Genomic DNA, 23,877 nt, shown 5'->3' with positions numbered 1-23,877 from the left:
CTACTCCGTACGTGGGCGTCAGGACTCGGAGCCGTCGAGGGCCAGCCGGATCAGGGTGTCGGTGTCGAGGTCGTCGAGGTCGACCTCCGCGCCGGCCGGCTCGGGCGCGGGGCCCTCGCCGTCGGCGAGGCCGAGCAGCAGCTCCAGCAGCCCGGCCTCGCGGATGCGGGCGAGCGGGACGGTGGCCAGCGCCTCGCGTACCGCGGTCTCGGCCGGGTCCGCCGTCGGCGTGGTCGACGCGTCGGGCAGCAGCGTGGCGCGCAGGTGGTCGGCGAGCGCGGCCGGGTCGGGGTGGTCGAAGACCAGCGTGGTGGGCAGTGACAGGCCGGTGGCCCGGTTGAGCCGGTTACGCAGCTCGACCGCGGTCAGCGAGTCGAAGCCGAGGTCCTTGAACGCCCGCCGGGGCTTGACCCGCTCCGGGCCGCCGTGGCCGAGCACGGCCGCCGCCTCGGCGCGGACCAGTTCGACGAGACGCCGGTCCCGGTCCTCGACGGACAGGTCGCGGAGCTGGTCGCGCAGCGGAGCGCCACCGTCGGCGGGGACCTCCGCGGCGGCGCGGATCGCCTGCCGGGCCTCGGGCAGGTCGGCCAGGAACGGCCGGGGTCGGCTCGACGCGTACGCGGGGGCGAACGTCGCCCAGTCCACGTCGACCACGGTGAGGGTGGCGTCGCCGCGCCCGACCGCGACGCGCATGGCGTGCACCGCGTCGGCCGGGGCCATCGTCCGCAGTCCGCGTCGGGCCAGTTCCCGCTGCGCGTCGTCGGTGGCCATGCCGCCGTCGGCCCACGGTCCCCAGGCCACCGAGGTGGCGGCGAGGCCGCGGGCGTGCCGCCGGGCGGCCAGCGCGTCGAGGTGGGCGTTGCCGGCCGCGTAACCGGCCTGCCCGCCGCTGCCCCACACCCCGGCGATGGACGCGAACAGCACGAACGCGTCGAGCGGCCGGTCGCCGAGCATCTCGTCGAGGTGCACCGCGCCGGCGGTCTTGCCGGTCAGCACCCCGGCCAGCCGGTCCGGGTCGGTGTCGAGCAGCGGCGCCACGTCGTTGAGCCCGGCGGCGTGCACCACGGCGGTCAGCGGCGCCGGGTCGGCGTCGAGGCGGGTCAGCAGCGCGGCGACCGCGTCCCGGTCGGCCACGTCGCAGGCGGCGATCGTGACGCGTACGCCGGTTGCGGTCAGCTCGTCGCGCAGCTCGGCCGCGCCGGGGGCGGCGTCGCCGCGTCGGCTAGTGAGCACCAGGTGGTCCGCGCCGGCGCCGGCCGCCCAGCGGGCGACGTGCGCGCCGAGCGCGCCGGTGCCGCCGGTGACCAGCACCGTGCCGGTGGGCTGCCACCGGTCGGCGGCGGCCGGCGCGGCCGGGGTGGCGCGGACCAGGCGGCGCGCGTAGAGGCCGCCGCCACGCAGCGCGAACTGGTCCTCGTCGCCGTCGCTGGTGAGCGCGGCGGCGAGCCGGGCCGGGTCGGTGTCGCCGGCGGGCAGGTCGAGCAGGTTGACGCGCAGCCGGGGCAGCTCCAGCCCGGCGACCCGGGCCAGGCCCCACAGGCCGCCCTGGGCGACGCCGTGCACCGGGTCGCCGCCGTCGGTGGCGACCGCGTCCCGGGTGAGGCACCACAGCGGCGGCGTGTCGCCGGTGTCGTGCAGCGCCTGGATCAGCAGCAGCGTGGCGGCGGTGCCGGCGGGCAGCGCCGGATGGTCCGGGTGCGGCGCGTCGTGCAGGCCGAGCAGCGAGACCACGCCGTCGACCGGCCCGTCCGCGAGCGCCTTGCCGAGCGCGGCGGCGAGGTCGGCCCGGGTGGTGCTGGTCGGGTCGACGGTGACCGGGCGCAGCTCCGCGCCGGCCAGCGCGGCGGCGAGGTCGGCGGTGGCGGGTTCGCCGGCCGGGGCGACGACCAGCCAGGCGCCGCCGCTGGCGGGCCGCTCGTCGAGGTCGAGCCGCTTCCAGATGACCTGGTACGCCCACCGGTCGGCCGGGGTACGCCGGGTGCGGGCCCGCCGCCACGTGGTGAGCGCGGGCAGCGCCGGGGCGAGCGTGTCGAGGGCGTCGTCGGCGAGGTGACCGGCGAGCGCGGTGAGGTCGCCGCTCTCCACGGCGGCCCAGAACTCGGCGTCGGAGGCGTCGGTCCGGGTCGGCGTGTCCGGCCAGAACCGCTCGTGCTGGAACGCGTAGGTGGGCAGGTCGACGCGGGTCGCGCCGGCGCCGGCGAACCACGGCGCCCAGTCGACGCGCACGCCGTGCACGTGCAGCTCCGCCAGGCCGGCCAGCAACGCCCCGGTCTCGTCCCGGTCCCGGCGCTGCACCGCCACCGCGACCACGGTCTCCTCGTCCGGCAGGATCTCGGCGGTCAGCGCGGTGAGCACACTCTGCGGACCGACCTCCAGGAACGTGTCCACCCCGGCATCACGCAACGCGGCGACCCCGTCGGCGTAACGCACCGCCTCCCGCACGTGCCGCACCCAGTAGTCGGCAGTGGCGATCTCATCTCCCGCGAGCGCGCCGGTCACGTTGGACACGACCGGCAGCAGCGGCGCGGCAAACGTCAACCCGTCCAGCACCGAGCGGAACTCGGCAAGCATCGGCTCCATCAACGGACTGTGGAACGCGTGCGACACCGCCAACCGGCGGACCCGGGTTCCTCGGTCCCGCCAAACGCGCTCGATCTCGTCCAGCGCGTCGACCGGACCGGACACCACGGTCGACGACGGCCCGTTCACCGCCGCGACCCCCAACTCCGCGCGGTCCGCGACCGACGCGGCCACCTCCGCCTCCGGCGCCGCGACCGCCAACATCCCACCACCCGCCGGCAACGCCTGCATCAGGCGACCCCGCGCGGCGACCAGCGCGCACGCGTCGGCCAGGGACAGCACGCCCGCGACGTGGGCGGCGGTGACCTCGCCGATCGAGTGCCCACCCACGAAGTCCGGCGTCACCCCGAACGACTCGACCAGGCGGAACAACGCCACCTCGACCGCGAACAGGCCCGCCTGCGTGAACCGCGTCTGGTCCAACAGATCGGCGTCGCCGAACAACACCGGCTTCAGCGGCTGCGGCAGCAACGGGTCGAGCCGCGTACAGACCTCATCCAACGCGGACGCGAACACTCCGAACGCCTCGGACAACTCCCGACCCATGCCGGCACGCTGCGCGCCCTGCCCGGAGAACAGCACCGCCAGTCGCCCACGCGGGCCGGCCGGGCCGGTGGTCACCGCGCCGGAGGACGTGCCACCGGCCAGCGCGCGCAGCGCGGCCAGCAGCTCGTCCCGGTCGGTGACGCCGAGTACGGCCCGCTGCTCCAGCGTCGGCCGGGTGGTGAGCGCCGACCATCCGACGTCGACCGGGCGGAGCGTCTCGTCGGCGGCGAGCCAGCGCGCCCAACGGTCGGCCTGCGCGGCGAGCGCCGCGTCGGTACGCGCCGACAGCAGCACCGGCACCGACCCGCCCGCGGTCACGTCGCCGGTCCGGCCAGGAAGCGCCTCGCCGGTCCGGTCCGCGCCTTCGGGCCGGGCGTCGCCGGCTCCGGTCACGTCACCGTCGGCCGTCGGACCGGCCGGTTCGCCGGCAGGTGGTTGTTCCAGGATGACGTGGGCGTTGGTGCCGGAGATCCCGAACGACGACACCGCCGCCCGACGCGGCCGGTCCACCGCCGGCCACGGCGTCGGCGCCGTCGCCAGCGTCACCGCCCCGGCCGTCCAGTCGATGTGCGGCGACGGCTCGTCCACGTGCAGCGTCGGCGGCATGATCCCGTGCCGCATGGCGAGGACCATCTTGATGATCCCGGCGACGCCGGCGGCGGCCTGGGTGTGGCCGATGTTCGACTTCACCGACCCGAGCAGCAGCGGCGTCGACCGCTCCTGCCCGTACGTCGCCAACACCGCCTGCGCCTCGATCGGATCGCCGAGCGTGGTGCCGGTGCCGTGCGCCTCGACCGCGTCCACGTCGGCGGTGCCCAGCCGCGCGTTGGCGAGGGCCTGCCGGATCACCCGCTGCTGCGACGGACCGTTCGGCGCGGTCAGGCCGTTCGACGCGCCGTCCTGGTTCACGGCCGTGCCCCGCACCACCGCGAGGACCCGGTGGCCGCGACGGCGGGCGTCGCTGAGCCGCTCGACGAGCAGCATGCCGACGCCCTCGCCCCAACTCGTGCCGTCGGCGCCGGCGGCGAACGACTTGCACCGCCCGTCGGGGGCCAGTCCACGCTGGCGGGAGAAGCCGACGAACGCGCTGGGCGTGGCCATCACGGTCACGCCGCCCGCGAGGGCCAGGTCGCATTCCCCGGCCCGCAGCGCCTGGGCGGCCAGGTGCAGCGCGACAAGCGACGACGAACACGCGGTGTCCACCGTGACGGCCGGCCCTTCCAGCCCGAAGACGTACGCGACGCGGCCGGAGGCGACGCTGCCGGCGGTGCCGTTGACGAGGTAGCCCTCCAGTTCCGCGGAGGCGTCGAGCCGGCCGGCGTAGTCGTGGTGGATCAGTCCGGCGAAGACGCCGGTGGTCGTGGTGCGGTCGTGCGGGTCGAGGCCGGCGGATTCGAACGCCTCCCACGAGGTTTCCAGCAGCAGCCGCTGCTGCGGGTCCATGGCGAGGGCCTCGCGGGGGCTGATGCCGAAGAACGCCGGGTCGAAGTCGGCCGCGTCGGCGAGGAACCCGCCGTACCGGGTGGTGGACGTGCCGGCGCGGTCGGCGTCCGGGTCGTAGAGCGCGTCGAGGTCCCAGCCCCGGTCGGCGGGGAACTCGGCGATCCCGTCGCCGCCGGTGGAGACCAGGTCCCACAGTTGGTCCGGGTTGGTGACGCCGCCGGGGAGCCGGCACGCCATGCCGATGATGGCGATGGGGTCGTCGTCCTCGGCGGCGGTGGCCCGGGTCGCGGCGGCGACGGCGGCCGGCCGGTGGCCGAGTCGTTCGTGCAGGTGTTCGGCGAGGCGTTCCGGGGTGGGGTGGTCGAAGACCAGCGTGGCGGGCAGCCGCAGCCCGGTGGCCGACGCGAGCCGGTTGCGCAGCTCCACCGAGGTCAGCGAGTCGAACCCGAGGTCCTTGAACGCCCGCGCACCGGGCACCGCCTGCGCGGACGCGTGCCCGAGCACCGCCGCGGCCTGCGCCCGGACCAACTCGACGAGTGACGCAGTCGCCTCGTCCGGGGCCAGGCCGGCGAGCCGCTCGGCCCAGCCGGTGGTGTGCGTGTCCACGGTGCGGGCCTGCCGGCGTACGCCGGTGGGGGCCAGCAGCCGCAGCAGCGGCGGGAGCTGCGTCCGGTCGCCGGTGATGCGCAGCCGGGCGGCGACCACGGCGGGCAGCGGTTGCGCGGCGGCGGCGTCGAGCAGGCTCGCCCCCTCGGCGGCGCTGAGCCCGGTCATGCCGATCCGGCCGAGTCGCTGCCGGTCGCCGGCGTCGAGCCGCCCGGCCATGCCGCCGGTGGCCCACGCGCCCCAGCCGATGCTGGTGGCGGGCAGTCCGGTCGCGTGGCGGTGGGTGGCGAGCGCGTCGAGGAACGCGTTCGCGGCGGAGTAGTTGCCCTGCCCGGGTGAGCCGAGCGTCGCCGCGATGGACGAGAACAGCACGAACTCCGCCAGGTCGTGACCGGCGGTGGCCCGGTGCAGCGCCCAGGCGGCGTCCACCTTGGGCCGCAGCACCCGGTCGACGGCGTCGGCGTCCAGCGACGCGATCGTGGCGTCGGCGATGACGCCGGCGCAGTGGTGGACGGCGGTCAGGTCCACACCGGCCAGCAGCGCGGTGACCTGGGTGTCGTCCGCCACGTCGACGGTGGCGACCCGGACGGTCGCGCCGGCCGTCTCCAGCTCGTCGACAAGGGCAGCGTAGGTCGGGTCGTCGGCCGGCGCGCGGCGGGCCGCGAGGAGCAGGTTCCGGGACCGGCCACTGGCGACGAGGTGCCGGGCGACGATCCCCGCGAGGGCGCCGGACGCGCCGGTAACCAGCGTGACCCGGTCCGGGTCGACCGGCGCCGGCACGGTGAGCACCACCTTGCCGACGTGCCGGGCCTGACTCAGGTGCCGCAGCGCGGTCCGCGCCTGCCGCACGTCCCAGGTCCGGACCGGCAGGGGCCGCAACGCGCCGCTGGTGAAGAGCGCGAGCAGCTCGCCCAGCATCTGGCCGATGCGCTCGCCGCCGGCCTCGTTCAGGTCGAACGACCGGTACGTGACGCCCGGATGTTCCCGCGCCACCACCGCCGGGTCGCGGAGGTCGGTCTTGCCCATCTCGACGAACCGGCCGCCGCGCGGCAGCAACCGCAACGACGCGTCCACGAACTCACCGGCGAGGGCGTCCAACACCACGTCCACACCGGCACCACCACTGGCGGTCAGGAACGCGGCCTCGAACTCCGTGGTCCGAGACGACGCGATCCGCTCGTCCGCCACCCCCAGGCCCCGCAACGTACCCCACTTACCGGGACTCGCCGTCGCGTACACCGTCGCACCGAGATGCCGGGCGATCTGAATCGCCGCCATCCCCACCCCACCAGCACCGGAGTGGATCAACACCGACTCACCCGAACGCAGGTTCGCCAGATCCCGCAACGCGTACCAGGCCGTCAGGAACACCACCGGCACCGACGCCGCCTCGACGAACGACCACCCCACCGGCACCCGCGCGATCCGATCCCGCCGCGCCACCACCACCGGACCGAACCCGGGCTCGAACAACCCGAACACCCGATCACCCACGGCCAACCCGGACACCCCCGGACCAACCTCCAGGACCACGCCCGCGCCCTCGCTACCCATCACCGCCGACGAGTCCGGATACATCCCCAACGCGATCAACACGTCCCGGAAGTTCACCCCGGCCGCCCGCACCGCCACCCGCACCTCACCGGCCGCGAGCGGGGCCGGCGTGGCCGGCACGATCTCGACGCCGTCGAGCGTGCCGGGCCGGGCGGCGGCGACGTGCCAGCCACCCGCCGCCGGCGGCGCCAACTCCGCACCCACCGGCCGCGTCAACCGGGGTACGCGCACCCGGTCGCCGCGCAACGCGAGCTGACCGCCCACGGCGGCGGGGTCCGCCACCACGGCGGCCAGCACGCCGAGCGCGTGGCGGTCGAGGGCGGCGTCGGCGTCCACGAGCACGATCCGGTCCGGGTGTTCGGACTGCGCCGAGCGCAGCAGTCCCCACACCGCCGCGGCGGCCGGGTCGACGGCCCGGTCGTCGCCGGTGGTCACCGCGTTCCGGGTCACCGCCACCAGCCGCGAGTCCGCGAGCACGTCGGCGGCCAGCCACGCCTGCACGGCCGCCAGCACCGCCGCCGTCAGCGACCGCGCCCGGCCCGGCAGGTCACCGTCGACGCCGGGCCCTCCGGCCGACGCGAGCGCCGTGCCGCCGGTCACCGCGTCCCTGGCGTCCGCCGCGCCGATCCCGGCCCCGACCGCGCCAGGCGCGAGGCCGACCGGCAGCAGGATCGCCTCCGGGGCGGGCGTGCCGGCCGCCACGGCCGCCGCGAGCGCCGCGACGTCCGGGAACTCCGCCGGCGCCTCGATCGCGTCGAACCAGCCGGTGTCCGGGGAGCCGGCAGCGATCCGGCCGTTGTTCCGCGCCGCGCCGCGCCCGGCCGCCTTCCGGCCCCGGGCCGGCCGGTCCGGGGACGTGCTGGCGTCGGCCGGCCGGTCCGGGGACGTGCCGGCGTCGGCCGGCCGGGCCGGGGCGAGCGCGGCCCAGGTCAGGTCCGCCTCGGCCGGCCGGATCTCCTCGACGGGCCAGGTCACCGCGTACAGCGAGCGGGAGCCCGCGCCGGGGGCCGGGGCGCCGGCCAGTTCGCGCAGCACCAGCGAGTCGACCGACACCACCGGCGCGCCGGTCTCGTCGACCGCCACCAGGCGTACCCCGGCACCGGCGCGGGTCAGCCGGACCCGCAGCAGCCGGGCGCCGGCGGCGTGCACCTGGACGCCCTCGAACGCGAACGGCACGCGCGGCCCGGTCGTCCCGGTCCCGCCCGGCAGCAGGCCGATCGGGTGCAGCGCGGCGTCCAGCAGCGCCGGGTGCACCGCGAACCCGGCCACCGTGGTGTCCGGGAGCGCCACCTCGGCGTACACCTCGTCGCGGCCGGTCCAGGCCCGGCGCAGGCCCTGGAACGTCGGCCCGTAGGTCAGGCCGTGGCCGACGAGCGTCTCGTACCAGCCGGTCAGGTCCGTCTCGGTGACGCCCGACGGCGGCCAGGCGGCGAGGCCGGGTTCGGCGGCGGCGGCCGGCTCCAGCACCGCCTCGGCGTGCCGGGTCCACTCCGCGTCCGGGTCGTCGTCCGGCTGGGCGTACACGGCGGCGTCCCGGCCGCCGGTGTCGTCGGCGGCGCCGACGCGCACCTGCACCCGGACACCGCCGGTGGCGGGCAGCACCAGCGGCGCGGTGACGGTGAGGTCGCGTACCCGGGGCGCGCCGACCTCGTCGCCGGCGCGCACCACCAGCTCCACCAGCGCAGTGCCGGGCAGCAGCACCGCGCCGGCCACGACGTGCTCGGCCAGCCAGGGCTGCGCGGACACCGCGAGCCGGCCGGTCAGCACCGTCTCGTCCGCGCCGGCCAGCCGCACCGCGGCGCCGAGCAGCGGGTGGCCGGGCGCGGCCAGCCCGGCGCCGGTCAGGTCACCGGCCCGCCAGCCGGTGGCGTCGGGCCAGAAGCGCCGCCGCTGGAACGGGTACGTGGGCAGGTCGAGCGGTGCCCCGCCGCCGGTCAGCGGCGTCCAGTCCACCGGCACGCCACCGGCGTACGCCTCGGCGAGCGCGGTGAGCAGCGCGGGCCCTTCGGTACGCCCGGCGCGCAGCGTCGGCACCACCACCGGCGTCGCGTCGTCGCCGAGGCAGTCGCGGATCATGCCGGCGAGCACCCCGTCCGGCCCGACCTCCAGGTACGTGCCGACGTGGCGCTGCCGCAGGTCGGCGATGCCGTCGGCGAAGCGGACCGCGTCGCGGACGTGCCGCACCCAGTAGTCGGGATCGCGCAGCGCGTCCGGCTCGGCGACGCCGCCGGTCAGGTTCGACAGCACCGGCAGGCGCGGCGGGTCGAGGGTGAGCCCGTCGACGACGGCCCGGAACTCGTCCAGCATCGGCGTCATCAGCGGGCTGTGGAACGCGTGGCTGACGCGCAGCCGGCGGGTCCGCAGCCCGCGCTCCCGCCAGGCGCGTTCCAGTTCGTCGAGGGCGTCGAGGGCGCCGGAGACGACCACGGCCGACGGGCCGTTGACGGCGGCGACACCGACCCGGTCGGCGTACCCGGCGAGCGCGGCGGTCACCTCGTCCTCGGGCGCGGCGACGGCGAGCATGCCACCGCCGTCGGGCAGCGCCTGCATGAGCCGGCCGCGCGCGGCGACCAGCGTGGCGGCGTCGGGCAGGGAGAGCACCCCGGCCACGTACGCGGCGGTGATCTCGCCGACGGAGTGCCCGCCGACCACGTCGGGGGTGATGCCGAACGACTCGACCAGGCGGAACAGCGCCACCTCGACGGCGAACAGCGCCGGCTGGGTGAACTCGGTGCGGTCCAGCAGCGCCGCTTCCGGAGCCCCTTCGGGCGCGAAGAGCACCGGGCGCAGCGGCTGCGGCAGCAACGGGTCGAGGTGCCGGCACACCTCGTCCAGCGCGGCGGCGAAGACCGGGAACGCCCGGTACGCCTCGCGGCCCATGCCGGGGCGTTGGGCGCCCTGACCGGAGAAGAGGACGGCGAGCCGGCCGGTGCCGGCGGTGCCGCGTACCACTGTGGACGACGGTTCGTCGGCGGCGACGGCGGCCAGGCCGGCGAGCAGGCCGGACCGGTCGCGGGGCAGCAGCACGGCCCGGTGTTCGAACGCGGACCGTCCGGTGGCGAGCGCGTGTGCGAGGTCGGTCAGCGGCACCGCCAGGTTCGCCTCGATCCAGGCGGCCAGCCGGTCGGCCTGGGCGCGCAGCGCGTCCGGGGTTCGGGCGGAGAGCACGCACGGGGTGCCGAGGTCGCCGGTGACGGTCGGTGGCGTGGTGGGGGCGGCTGTCGGTTCGGGGGCCTGTTCCAGGATGGCGTGCACGTTGGTGCCGGAGATGCCGAACGAGGAGACGGCGGCGCGGCGGGGCCGCTCGACGGCCGGCCAGGGCGTCGCCTCGGTGGCGAGCGTGACCGCGCCGGCGGTCCAGTCGACGTGCGGGGACGGCTCGTCGGCGTGCAGCGTCGGCGGCACCACGCCGTGCCGCATGGCGAGGACCATCTTGATGATGCCGGCGACGCCGGCGGCGGCCTGGGTGTGGCCGATGTTCGACTTGACGGAGCCGAGCAGCAGCGGCGTGGACCGGTCCTGCCCGTACGTGGCGAGCAGCGCCTGCGCCTCGATCGGGTCACCGAGCGCAGTGCCGGTGCCGTGCGCCTCGACCACGTCCACGTCGGCCGGGGACAGCCGGGCGTTGGCGAGCGCGGCCCGGATGACCCGCTGCTGCGAGGGGCCGTTGGGGGCGGTGAGGCCGCTGCTGGCGCCGTCCTGGTTGACCGCGCTGCCGCGCAGCACGGCGAGGATCCGGCGATTGTTGCGGCGGGCGTCGGAGAGGCGTTCCAGCAGCAGCATGCCGACGCCCTCGGCGAAGCCGGTGCCGTCGGCGTCGGCGCCGAACGCCTTGCACCGCCCGTCCGGGGACAGGCCGCGCTGGCGGGAGAACTCGGCGAGCATGCCGGGGCTGGACATGACCGTGACGCCGCCGGCCAGGGCCAGGCCGCACTCCTGCTGGCGCAGCGCCTGGGCGGCCAGGTGCAGCGCGACGAGCGACGACGAGCAGGCGGTGTCGACGGTGACCGCCGGGCCTTCCAGGCCGAGCAGGTAGGAGATGCGGCCGGAGGCGACGCTGCCGGCGCTGCCGTTGCCCACGTACCCGTCGAGTTCGTCGTCGGCGCCGACGGCGGTGCCGGCGTAGTCGTGGTAGATCAGGCCGACGTAGACGCCGGTGCTGCTGCCGCGCACGGTGGCCGGGTCGAGGCCGGCACGTTCCAGCGCCTCCCACGACGTCTCCAGCAGCAGCCGCTGCTGCGGGTCCATGGCGAGCGCCTCGCGCGGGTTGATGCCGAAGAACGCGGCGTCGAAGTCGGCGGCGTCGTAGAGGAAGCCGCCGTGTCGGGGCGCGGGCCGGTCGTCGCCGTCGTTCAGCAGCCCGGCCAGGTCCCAGCCCCGGTCGGTGGGGAACGGCGCGATCACGTCCGCGCCGGCGGTGACCAGGTTCCACAGGTCCTCGGGGCTGCGGACGTCGCCGGGGAACCGGCAGGCCATGCCGACGACGGCGATCGGCTCGTCGACGGCGGTGGTCGCGGTGCCGGCCGGCGTGGCGGCCGGTGCGGCCCGGCCGCCGATCTCCCGGTCGAGGTGCGCGGCGAGCACGACCGGGGTGGGGTGGTCGAACGCCACGGTGGCGGGCAGTCGCAGCCCGGTGGCGGCGGCGAGCCGGTTGCGCAGCTCCACCGAGGTCAGCGAGTCGAAGCCGAGTTCCTTGAACGGGCGTTGCGGGTCGACGCCGTCGGCGGAGCGGTGGCCGAGCACCGCGGCGACGCTGCCGGCGACCAGGTCGAGGAGCTGGTTGTGCCGGGCGGTGGGGTGGAGCGCCGCGAGCCGGTCGGCCAGCGACAGCTCCCCTCCGGGACGCGCGGCGGCCCGCCGCCGGGCCGGCCGGATCAGCTCGCGCAGCAGCTCCGGCACGCGGGCCGGGTCGGGGCTGGTCGGCACGTTCATGAGCACGGTGTGCGCGCCGCCGTGCCGCTGGGCGGCGTCGAGCAGCGCGAGCCCCTGGGCGTCGGTGAGCGGCGCGCTGCCGGCGCGGATGGCGCGGCGGTGCTCGCCGTCGTCGAGGTGGGCGGTCATGGTGCTGGTGGTGGCCCAGAGTCCCCAGGCGAGGCTGGCCGCCGGCAGTCCGGTCGCCCGGCGGTGGGCGGCGAGCGCGTCGAGGAAGGCGTTCGCGGCGGCGTAGTTGCCCTGCCCGGGCGAGCCGAGCGTGGCGGCGATCGACGAGAACAGCACGAACGCGGTCAGGTCCCGGCCGGCGGTGGCCTCGTGCAGCGCCCAGGCGGCGTCCACCTTGGGCCGCAGCACCCGGTCGATGGCGTCGGCGTCCAGGGAGGTGACGGTGGCGTCGGCGATGGCGCCGGCGCAGTGGTACACGGCGGTCAGGTCCACGCCGGCCACCAGCTCGGCGGCCCGGCCGGGTTCGGTCAGGTCGACGGGGACGGCGCGGACCGTGGCCCCGGCGTCGGTCAGCGCGTCGACGAGCGCCGCGTACGCCGGGTCGTCGGCCGGGGACCGGCGGGCTGCGAGGAGCAGGTTGCGGGTCTGGCCGGTGGCGACGAGGTGGCGGGCGACCAGGCCGGCGAGGGTGCCGGACGCGCCGGTGACGAGCGTGACGCGGTCCGGTTCGGCGGGCGCGGGCACGGTGAGCACGACCTTGCCGACGTGCCGGGCCTGGCTGAGGTGCCGCAGCGCGGTGCGGGCCTGCCGGACGTCCCAGGTCCGGGTGGGCAGCGGCGTCAGCGCGCCCGTCTCGAACAGGTCGAGCAGTTCGGTGAGCATCTGGCCGAGGCGTTCGCCGCCGGCCCCGTTGAGTTCGAACGCCCGGTACGTGACGCCGGGGTGCTGGGCGGCGACCTGGTCCGGGTCGCGGAGGTCGGTCTTGCCCATCTCGACGAACCGGCCGCCGCGCGGCAGCAACCGCAACGACGCGTCCACGAACTCACCGGCGAGGGCGTCCAACACCACGTCCACCCCGGCACCACCACTGGCGGCCAGGAACGCGGCCTCGAACTCCGTGGTCCGCGACGACGCGATCCGCTCCGCCGCCACCCCGAGACCCCGCAACGTGCCCCACTTACCAGGACTCGCCGTCGCGTACACCGTCGCACCGAGATGCCGGGCGATCTGAATCGCCGCCATCCCCACCCCACCAGCACCAGAGTGGATCAACACCGACTCACCCGAACGCAGGTTCGCCAGATCCCGCAACGCGTACCACGCCGTCAGGAACACCACCGGCACCGACGCCGCCTCAACGAACGACCATCCCGCCGGCACCCTGGCGATCCGATCCCGCCGCGCCACCACCACCGGACCGAACCCGGGCTCGAACAACCCGAACACCCGATCCCCCACGGCCAACCCGGACACCCCCGGACCGACCTCCACCACCACGCCGGCACCCTCACTGCCCATCACCGCCGACGCATCCGGATACATCCCCAACGCGATCAACACGTCCCGGAAGTTCACCCCGGCCGCCCGCACCGCCACCCGCACCTCACCGGCCGCGAGCGGCGGCGTGTCGGTCGGCCGCAGGGCGACGCCGTCGATGGTGCCGGGCTCGACGGCCGCCACGTGCCAGCGTTCGGTCGACGGGACGAGCCGGTCACCGGCCGGGCGGACCACGCGCGGGACGAGCACGTCGCCGTCGCGCAGCGCGACCTGCCCGCCGGCCGGCGCGGCGGCGAGCAGCGCCAGCACGCCGGCGTCGGGCGTCCGGTCCAGGTCGGCCAGCACGATCCGGTCCGGGTGCTCGGACTGCGCGGACCGCAGCAGCCCCCACGCCGCCGCGCCGGCCAGGTCGGCGATCCGGTCGCCGTCCCGGGCCGCCACCGCGCCCCTGGTGGTCACCACCAGTCGCGAGTCGGCCAGGTCGTCGGCGGCCAGCCAGCTCCGCACCGCCGCCAGCACCGCGAGCGTCACCGACCGCACCCGGTCCGGCAGGTCCCCGCCGGTCGTGCCATTCCGGCCGTCGCCGGCCGCGCCGTCGACGGTCTCTTGACCGCCCCCGACCGGCAGCAGCACCGCCTCGGGGGCCGGCGTGCCGGTCGCGACGGCGGCCACCAGCGCGTCCATGTCGGGGTACTCCGCGCCGTCGACGCCGGCCAGCGTCGCCCAGGCCGTCGGCCGGTCCGCCGGCGTGACGTCCCGCGCCGTCCAGGTCACCTCGAGGACGGACCGGTCGGCGGCGGCCGGTACGACGGACGCGCCCAGCTCCTTGAGGAGCAGCTCGTCCACCGACACCACCGGCGCGCCGGTCTCGTCGGCGGCGACCAGCCGCACCGCGTCGCCGGCACGGGACAGCCGCACCCGCAGCACCGCCGCGCCGGCCGCGTGCACCTGCACGCCACCGAACGTGAACGGCACCCGCGGTCCGGGCGTCGCGTCCCCGCCGGGCAGCAGGCCGATCGCGTGCAGCGCGGCGTCGAGCAGCGCCGGGTGCACCTCGAACCGGCCGGCGCGGTCGGCCGGCCCGTCCGGCAGGGCGACCTCGGCGCAGACCGTGCCGTCGACGGTCCAGGCCCGGCGCAGGCCCCGGAACGCCGGCCCGTACGCCAGGCCGTGCCCGGCGAGCGTGTCGTACCAGCCGGTGAGGTCCACCTCGGCGGCACCGGCGGGGGGCCAGGCGTCGAGCGTCGACTCGTCGCCGGTGGCCGGCTCCAGCACACCCTCGGCGTGCCGGGTCCACCCGTCGTCGGTGGTCCCGTCGGGTTGGGCGTGCACGGTCACCGGGCGGGTGCCGGCGTCGTCGGGCGCGCCGACGCGTACCTGCACCCGGACGCCGCCGGTGTCCGGCAGGGCAAGCGGGGCGACGAGCGTCAGTTCACGGACCCGGGCGGCGCCGACCTCGTCGCCGGCCCGGACCGCCAGCTCGACGAGCGCGGTGCCGGGCAGCAGCACGGTGCCGGCGACCGCGTGGTCGGCCAGCCACGGCTGCGCCGCGAGCGAGAGCCGTCCGGTCAGCACCACCTCGTCCGCGTCGGCCAGCCGGACCGCGGCGCCGAGCAGCGGGTGCCCGGCGGCGCCGAGGCCGGCGCCGGTGACGTCGCCGCCGTGCGTCGCGCCCGGTTCGGGCCAGAACCGTTCCCGCTGGAACGCGTACGGGGGCAGGTCGACCCGGGTGGCTCCGGAGCCGGCGAAGACGGCCGCCCAGTCGACCGGTACGCCGGCGGTGTGCAGGCCGCCGAGCGCGGTGAGGAGCTGGCGGGGGCCGTGCTCGTCGCGGCGCAGCGAGCCGACGACGACGCCGGGCGTCCCGGCGGGCGTCCGGTCGAGCGCGTCCTGCACCACGACCTTGAGCACCGGGTGCGGGCTGATCTCGACGAACGCCCGGTGTCCGGTGTCGATCAGCGCGTCCACGACCGGCGCGAGGCGGACCGGTTCGCGCAGGTTGCGGAACCAGTAGTCGGCGTCCAGTTCGGTGGTGTCGATCGGCTCACCGGTGACGGTGGAGTGGAACACCACCCGGCTCGGGCGCGGCGTGAGCGTGCCGAGCGCGGCGGCCAGGTCGTCGCGGACCGCGTCGACGTGCGCGCAGTGCGAGGCGTAGTCGACGGCGATCCGCCGGGCCCGCAGGTCACGGTCGGCGGCGACGGCGAGCAGCTCGTCGACGGCGTCGGCGTCGCCGGAGACGACGGTGACGGTAGCGCCGTTGAGCGCGGCGACGCCGAGCCGGTCGCCCCAGGGCGCGACGAGGTCGGCGGTGTCGGCGGCGGACAGCGGCACGGAGACCATGCCGCCGCGGCCGGAGAGGGCGAGCAGCGCCCGGCTGCGGGCCACCACGAGCCGCATCGCGTCGGGCAGGGTGAGCGCGCCGGCCACGCAGGCGGCGGCGATCTCGCCTTGCGAGTGGCCGATCACCGCGTCGGGGCGTACGCCGCAGGAGCGCCACACCTCCGCGAGGGACACCATCACGGCGAACAGCAGCGGCTGGACCACGTCGACCCGGTCCAGCGGCGGGGCGTCGGGTGCGCCGCGCAGCACGTCCTCGGGCGTCCAGTCGACGAGCCCGGCCAGCTCGGCGGCGCACTCGCGCATCCGGTCCCGGAAGGCCGGGGAGCTGTCGAGCAGGTCGAGTGCCATGCCGGGCCACTGGGAGCCCTGCCCGGGGAAGACGAAGACGACCTTCGGCGGACCGTCGGCGGGGGCGGTCGGCGGCGCGGCGGCGGCGAGCGCGGCGAGCGCGTCGTCCCGGCCGGCGGCGACGGTGACCTGCCGGTACGGGTGGTGGGCGCGGCCGGTGGCCAGGGACCAGCCGACGTCGGCGAGGTCCAGGTCGGGGTGGGCGTCGAGGTGGTCGCGCAGCCGGGCGGCCTGAGCGGGCAGCGCGCGGGCGCTGCGGGCGGACAGCAGCAGCGGCACGGCGTCGGCGGCGACCAGGCCGGGGCCGGCGGCGGGCGCGGGGCCGGCCGGCGGCGCGGCGGGGGCCGCCTCGATGACGGCGTGCGCGTTGGTGCCGGAGATGCCGAACGAGGAGACGGCGGCGCGGCGGGGCCGGTCGACGGCCGGCCAGGGCGCGGCGTCCGTGACCAGGGTGACCGCGCCGGCGGTCCAGTCGATGTGCGACGAGGGCGCGTCCACGTGCAGCGTCGGCGGCACCACGCCGTGCCGCATGGCGAGGACCATCTTGATGATGCCGGCGACGCCGGCGGCGGCCTGGGTGTGGCCGATGTTCGACTTGATCGACCCGAGCAGCAGCGGCGTCTCCCGCTCCTGCCCGTACGTGGCGAGCAGCGCCTGCGCCTCGATCGGGTCGCCGAGCGTGGTGCCGGTGCCGTGCGCCTCGACCACGTCCACGTCGGCCGGGGACAGCCGGGCGTTGGCCAGCGCGGCGCGGATGACGCGTTGCTGCGACGGGCCGTTCGGCGCGGTCAGGCCGTTGGACGCGCCGTCGGAGTTGACGGCGGTGCCGCGTACCACGGCGAGGACGTGGCGTCCGTCGCGGCGCGCGTCGGCGAGGCGCTGCACCAGCAGGATGCCGACGCCCTCGCCCCAGCCGGTGCCGTCCGCGCCGGCGGCGAACGCCTTGCACCGGCCGTCCGGGGCCAGGCCGCCCTGCCGGGAGAACTCGGAGAACATGCCGGGCGTGGCCATCAGCGCCACACCGCCGGCGAGCGCCAGGTCGCACTCGCCGGAGCGCAGCGCCTGCGCGGCCAGGTGCAGGGCGACAAGCGACGACGAGCAGGCGGTGTCGACGGTGACGGCCGGCCCTTCCAGGCCGAACGTGTAGGCGAGCCGGCCGGAGGCGACGCTGCCGGCGGTGCCGGTGAGCAGGTGGCCTTCGAGCCCTTCGGCGCCGTCGGCGGCGTACCCGGAGGAGGCGGCGCCGACGAAGACGCCGGTGGCGGTGCCGGCGCGGGTGGCCGGGTCGAGGCCGGCGGACTCGAACGCCTCCCACGCGGTCTCGAGCAGCAGCCGCTGCTGCGGGTCCATGGCCAGGGCCTCACGCGGGCTGATGCCGAAGAACGCCGGGTCGAAGTCGCCGGCGTCGGCGAGGAACCCGCCGTGCCGGGTGGTGGACGTGCCGGCCCGGTCGGCGTCCGGGTCGTAGAGCGCGTCGAGGTCCCAGCCCCGGTCGGCGGGGAACCCGCCGATCGCGTCCCCGCCGGCGGCGACCAGGTCCCAGAGCTGCTCGGGGGTGGCGATGCCGCCCGGGTAGCGGCAGGCCATGCCGATGATGGCGAGCGGTTCGTCGGCGCGGGCGGGCCCGGCGGCACGGGTGGCCGGCGCGGCGGGCGCGGCGGCGGCGAGCTGCCCACGCAGCAGGCCGGCGACGCGTTCCGGGGTGGGGTGGTCGAAGACCAGCGTGGCGGGCAGCCGCAGCCCGGTGGCCGACGCGAGCCGGTTGCGCAGCTCCACCGAGGTCAGCGAGTCGAACCCGAGGTCCTTGAACGCCCGCGTGCCGGGCACCGCCTGCGCGGACGCGTGCCCGAGCACCGCCGCGGCCTGCGCCCGGACCAACTCGACGAGCAACGCGGTCGCCTCGTCCGGGGCCAGGCCGGCGAGCCGCTCGGCCCAGCCGCTCTCGCCGCCGCCGGTGGCCTGCGCGGCGGCGCGGCGGGTGCCGGTGCGGGCCAGCCCGCGCAGGATCGCCGGGTAGCGGTCGGCGTCGCCGGTGAGCCGCAGCCGGGCCGCCGCGACGACGGGCCGGGCGCGGCGGGTGGCGGCGTCGAGCAGGGCGGCGCCCTCGGTGGCGGTGAGCGGGGTCATGCCGAGGCGGCGCAGCCGACGCGCGTCGTCCCGGTCGAGGTGGGCGGTCATGGCGCTGCTGGTGGCCCACATGCCCCAGCCGATGCTGGTGGCGGGCAGTCCGGTCGCGTGGCGGTGGGCGGCGAGCGCGTCGAGGAACGCGTTCGCGGCGGAGTAGTTGCCCTGCCCGGGTGAGCCGAGTGTCGCCGCGAACGAGGAGAACAGCACGAACTCCGCCAGGTCGTGGCCGGCGGTGGCCCGGTGCAGCGCCCAGGCGGCGTCCACCTTGGGCCGCAGCACCCGGTCGACGGCGTCGGCGTCCAGCGACGCGATCGTCGCGTCGGCGACCAGACCCGCGCAGTGGTGGACGGCGGTCAGGTCCACACCGGTCAGCAGCGCGGTCACCTGCGCCGGGTCGCCGAGGTCCACCGCGACGGCCCGGACGGTCGCACCGGCCTCGGTCAACTCGTCGACGAGCGCCGCGTAGGCCGGGTCGTCGGCCGGCGCGCGACGGGCGGCCAGCAGCAGATTGCGTGACTGGCCGGAAGCGACGAGGTGCCGGGCGACGATCCCCGCGAGGGCGCCGGACGCGCCGGTCACCAGCGTGACCCGGTCCGGGTCGACCGGCGCCGGCACGGTGAGCACCACCTTGCCGACGTGCCGGGCCTGACTCAGGTGCCGCAACGCGGTCCGCGCCTGCCGCACGTCCCAGGCCCGCACCGGCAGCGGCGACAGCACACCGCGCTCGAACAGCGCCAGCAGCTCGGCAAGCATCTCCCCGATCCGCGCCCCGCCCGCGTCGTTGAGGTCGAACGACCGGTAGCCGACGCCCGGATGTTCCCGCGCCACCACCGCCGGATCCCGCAGGTCCGTCTTGCCCATCTCCACGAACCGGCCGCCGCGCGGCAACAACCGCAACGACGCGTCCACGAACTCACCGGCCAGCGCGTCCAGCACCACGTCCACCCCGGCACCACCTGACGCCGCCGCGAACGACTGCTCGAACTCGGTGGTCCGCGACGACGCGATCCGCTCGTCCGCGACACCCAGCCCACGCAAGGTCTCCCACTTACCGGGGCTGGCCGTCGCGTACACCGTCGCGCCGAGGTGGTGGGCGATCTGGATCGCCGCCATGCCCACGCCGCCGGCACCGGAGTGGATCAGCACCGACTCGCCGGACCGCAGGTCGGCCAGGTCCCGCAGCGCGTACCAGGCGGTCAGGAACACCAGCGGCACGGACGCCGCCTCGGTGAATGTCCAGCCGGCCGGGATGCGGGCCACCCGCTCGCGGGCGGCGAGCGCCTCCGGCCCGAAGCCGGGCTCGAACATGCCCAGCACCCGGTCGCCGGGGGTCAGGTCGGTGACGTCCGGGCCGACGGCCAGGACCACGCCGGCGCCCTCGCTGCCCATCCGGGCGGCCGGATCCGGGTACATGCCGAGCGCGATGAGCACGTCGCGGAAGTTCACGCCGGTGGCCCGCACCGCGATGCGGACCTGGCCGGGGCCCGGCTCGGCGACCGACGCCGGCACTGGCGCGACGCCGTCCAGCGTGCCGGGCGCGACCGCCGCGAGATGCCATCGGCCGTCCGGCGGGTTCAGCTCGTCGTCGGCCGGGCGCGCCAACCGGGGTACGCGCACCGCGTCACCGCGCAGCGCCACCTGACCGCCGGTCGCCGTCGGGTCGGCGACCACTCCGGCCAGCGCCGACAGCGCCTCGGCGTCCGGCTCCCGGTCCAGGTCGACAAGCACGATGCGGCCCGGGTGCTCCGACTGCGCCGAGCGCAGCAGCCCCCACACCGCCGCGCCGGCCAGGTCGGTGATCCGGTCGTCGTCGGTGGCCGCGACCGCGCCCCGGGTGAGCACCACCAGGCGCGAGTCGGCGAGCGTGTCCGCGGCCAGCCAGTCCTGGAGCGTCGCCAGCACGGCGGTGGTCACGGACCGGACCCGGTCCGGCAGGCCGGTGCCGGCACCGGCCGCGGCTGCCGTCGTGCCCGTGTCGCCGGTCGGGCCGGCGGCGGACCAATCATCGGTGGGCCGACTGTCGGCCGGGCCGGCGGGCAGTCTCAGCAGCACCGCCTCCGGGGCCGGGCCACCGGCCGTCACGGCGGCGACGAGCGCCGCCACGTCCGGATACTCCGCCACGTCACCGTTGTCGGACGCGGACGAGCCGGACCCGGCAGGGCCGGCCGTGTCCCCGTCGGTCGTCCGCAGCGCCGCCCACACCGGCACGGTGGCCGGCGCGGTGACCGGCTCGACCGGCCAGGTCAGCGCGTACAGGGACCGGTCGGCGGCGGTGGCCGGCGCGGACCCGCCCAGCTCCCGCAGGGTGAGCGCGTCCACCGAGACCACCGGCGCGCCGGTGGCGTCCACCGCGACCAGCCGCACCGACGAGCCGGCGCGGGTCAGCCGCACCCGCAGCACCCGGGCGCCGGCGGCATGCACCTGCACGCCCTCGAACGCGAACGGGACCCGGGGACCGTCGCCGGAGCCGGCGTCGAGCAGGCCGATCGGGTGCAGCGCCGCGTCGAGCAGCGCCGGGTGCACGCCGAAGCCGGTCGGGTCGGCCCCGTCGGGGAGCGTCACCTCGGCGTACGCCTCGTCCGGGCCGGAGAAGACCCGACGGACGCCCCGGAACACCGGCCCGTACGCCAGGCCGTGCGCGGCGAACGCGTCGTACCAGTCGGTGACGTCCACCTCGGACGCCCCGGCGGGCGGCCACGCGCCGACCGTGGGTTCCCCGGCGGCGGCCGGTTCCAGCAGTCCCTCGGCGTGCCGCACCCACTCGGCGTCCGGGTCGTCGTCGGGCTGGGCGTGCACGGTCACCGGTCGACCGCCGGTGTCGTCGGCGGCGCCGACCCGCACCTGCACCCGGACCGCGCCGGCGGCCGGCAGGGTGAGCGGGGTGGCCACGGTCAGCTCGCGGATCCGGCCGGCGTCGGCCTCGTCGCCGGCACGCACCACCAGCTCCAGCAGCGCGGTGCCGGGCACGACCACCGCGCCGGCGACCACGTGGTCGGCCAGCCACGGGTGGGTGGACACGGACAGCCGCCCGGTGAGCACCACCTCGTCGTCGCCGGCGAGCCGGACGGCGGCGCCGAGCAGCGGGTGCCCGGCCACGCCGAGCCCGGCCCCGGACACGTCCCCGGCCTGCCAGGCCGGCGCGTCCGGCCAGAACCGCTCCCGTTGGAACGCGTACGTGGGCAGGTCGGCCGGGCGGGCGCCGGTGTCGGCGAACCAGGGCGTCCAGTCGACGGGCACGCCGTGCACGTGCAGTTCGGCGAGCGCCGCGAGCAGCGCCTCGGTCTCCGGCCGGTCGCGTCGCTGGGCGGCGACGGCGAGCACGCCGTCCGCGTCGGGCAGCGCCTCGGCGGTCAGCGCGGTGAGCACGCTGCGCGGGCCGATCTCCAGGAAGGTGTCCGCGCCGGCGGCGCGCAGCGCGGCCACGCCGTCGGCGTAGCGGACCGCCTCGCGGACGTGCCGCACCCAGTAGTCGGGGGTGCACAGGTCGTCGCCCTCGGCGAGCGCACCGGTCAGGTTGGACACCACCGGCACGGTCGGGGCGGCGAAGTCCAGCCGCGCCAGCACCGCGCGGAAGCGGTCCAGCATCGGCGTCATCAGCGGGCTGTGGAACGCGTGCGACACGGCGAGCCGCCGCACCCGGACGCCCTGCCCGGTCCAGCGCGCGGCCAGCTCGTCAAGCGCGTCGACCGCGCCGGAGACCACCACCGACGACGGGCCGTTGACCGCGGCGATCCCGACCCGGTCGGCGTGTCCGGCCAGGTCGGCGCGGACCTGTTCCTCGGTGGCGGCGACGGCGAGCATGCCGCCGCCGGCGGGCAGCGCCTGCATCAGCGCGCCCCGGGCCGCCACCAGCAGGCAGGCGTCCCTCAGCGACAGCACCCCGGCCAGGTATGCGGCGGTGACCTCGCCGATCGAGTGGCCGGCCAGCAGGTCCGGGGTGACGCCGAACGACTCGACGAGGCGGAACAGCGCCACCTCGACCGCGAACAGACCGGCCTGGGTGAACGCGGTCTCGTCCAGCAGCGTCGCCTCGGGCGTGCCCTCGGCGGCGAACAGCACCTCTTTCAGCGGCCGGGGCAACGCCCGGTCCAGGTGCGCGCACACCGCGTCCAGCGCGGCGGCGAACACCGGGAACTGCGCGTACAGCTCGCGGCCCATGCCGGCGCGTTGCGCGCCCTGCCCGGAGAAGAGCACCGCGGTGGGGCCGCGGTCGGTCGCCTCGCCGGTGACCAACGCGCCGGCCGGTTCACCGGCGGCCAGTGCCCGCAGCGCGGCCCGCAGGCCGTCCGGGTCGGCGGCGGCGAGCACGGCCCGCCGGTCCAGCGTGGTCCGGGTGGTGACCGACGCGTACGCGACGTCCACCGGCCGGGGCGCGGGGTCGGCGTCCAGCCGGGACGCCCAGCGGCCGGCCTGCGCGGCGAGCGCGGCCGGGTCGGCGGCGGAGAGCAGCACCGGCACGACCGGCCGGTCCACGGTGGCGGTCGGCTCGGGTGCCGGCTCGACCGCCGGGGCCTCCTCGATGACCAGGTGGGCGTTGGTGCCGCTCATGCCGAACGAGGAGACGGCGGCCCGGCGGACCCGGTCCGGGTCGGCCGGCCAGGGTCGGGGCTCGGTGAGCAGCGCGACCGCGCCGGCCGACCAGTCGACGTGCGGGGTGGGCTCGTCGGCGTGCAGCGTGGCGGGGAGCAGGCCGTGGCGCAGCGCCAGCACCATCTTCATCACGCCGGCGACGCCGGCGGCGGCCTGGGTGTGGCCGAGGTTCGACTTCAGCGAGCCGAGCCGCAGCGGCCGGTCGGCGGGCCGGTCCCGGCCGTACGTGGCGAGCAGCGCCTGCGCCTCGATCGGGTCGCCGAGCGTGGTGCCGGTGCCGTGCGCCTCGACCACGTCGACGTCGGCCGGGGTGAGCCCGGCGTTGTCCAGGGCCTCCCGGATGACGCGTTGCTGGGCGGGGCCGTTGGGGGCGGTGAGCCCGCTGCTGGCGCCGTCGGAGTTGACCGCGCTGCCGCGGATCACGGCCAGCACCGGGTGACCGAGCCGGCGGGCGTCGCTGAGCCGTTCGACGAGCACCAGGCCGGCGCCCTCGGCCCAGCCGGTGCCGTCGGCGGCGGCGGAGAACGCCTTGCACCGGCCGTCGGCGGCCAGGCCGCGCTGGCGGGAGAACTCGACGAAGCCGCCCGGGGTGGCCATCACGCTGGCCCCACCGGCAACGGCCAGGGTGCACTCGCCGTCGCGCAGCGCCTGCGCGGCCAGGTGCAGCGCGACGAGCGACGACGAGCAGGCGGTGTCGATGGTGACGGCCGGCCCTTCCAGGCCGAACGTGTAGGCGAGGCGGCCGGAGATGACGCTGGCGGCGGTGCCGGTCAGCACGTACCCCTCGACGCCGGCGGGCAGCCGGCGCAGCACGGACGCGTAGTCCTGCCCGGCGGTGCCCACGAACACGCCGGTGCGGCTGCCGCGCAGCGTGCCGGCGTCGATGCCGGCCCGTTCGAACACCTCCCAGGTGGTCTCCAGCAGCAGTCGCTGCTGCGGGTCCATGGCGAGCGCCTCGCGCGGGCTGATGCCGAACGGGGTGGGGTCGAAGTGCCCGGCCTCGGTGAGGAAACCGCCCCGGTCGCTGTACGAGGTGCCCTGGTGGTCCGGGTCCGGGTCGTACAGGCCCGCCAGGTCCCAGCCGCGGTCGGTGGGGAACGGCCCGGTCGCGTCGGTGCCGGCGGCGACCAGGTCCCAGAGCTGCTCCGGGGAGCTCACGCCGCCGGGGAACCGGCAGGCCATGGCCACCACGGCGATCGGCTCGGGCTCCTCCAGCTCCCGCAGGCGCCGGTGCGCCTGACGGAGCTCGGTGGTCACCCACTTGAGGTGTTCGAGAAGCTTCTCTTCGTCCGCCATGATCCACCCGCCCGCAGTTGCTGCCGATCGATTCCGTCGAACACCGAGGTAGCCGCCGGTGCGGCA

The 23,877-nt window shown here is 77.0% G+C and carries 1 protein-coding gene; it reads right to left on the bottom strand.

The features are described from left to right. Nucleotides 1-18: 18 nt before the first annotated feature. Nucleotides 19-23,811 carry a type I polyketide synthase gene (locus AB0B02_RS26735; RefSeq protein WP_357304739.1) on the bottom strand — a complete coding sequence of 7,931 codons (23,793 nt, stop codon included), beginning with the start codon at nt 23,809-23,811 and terminating at the stop codon, nt 19-21. Between the last annotated feature and the right edge of the window lie 66 nt (nt 23,812-23,877).

This window comes from Micromonospora sp. NPDC049240, from assembly GCF_040647835.1.
Taxonomy (GTDB): Bacteria; Actinomycetota; Actinomycetes; order Mycobacteriales; family Micromonosporaceae; genus Micromonospora.
This window is presented reverse-complemented; position numbering and strand designations above follow the sequence as displayed.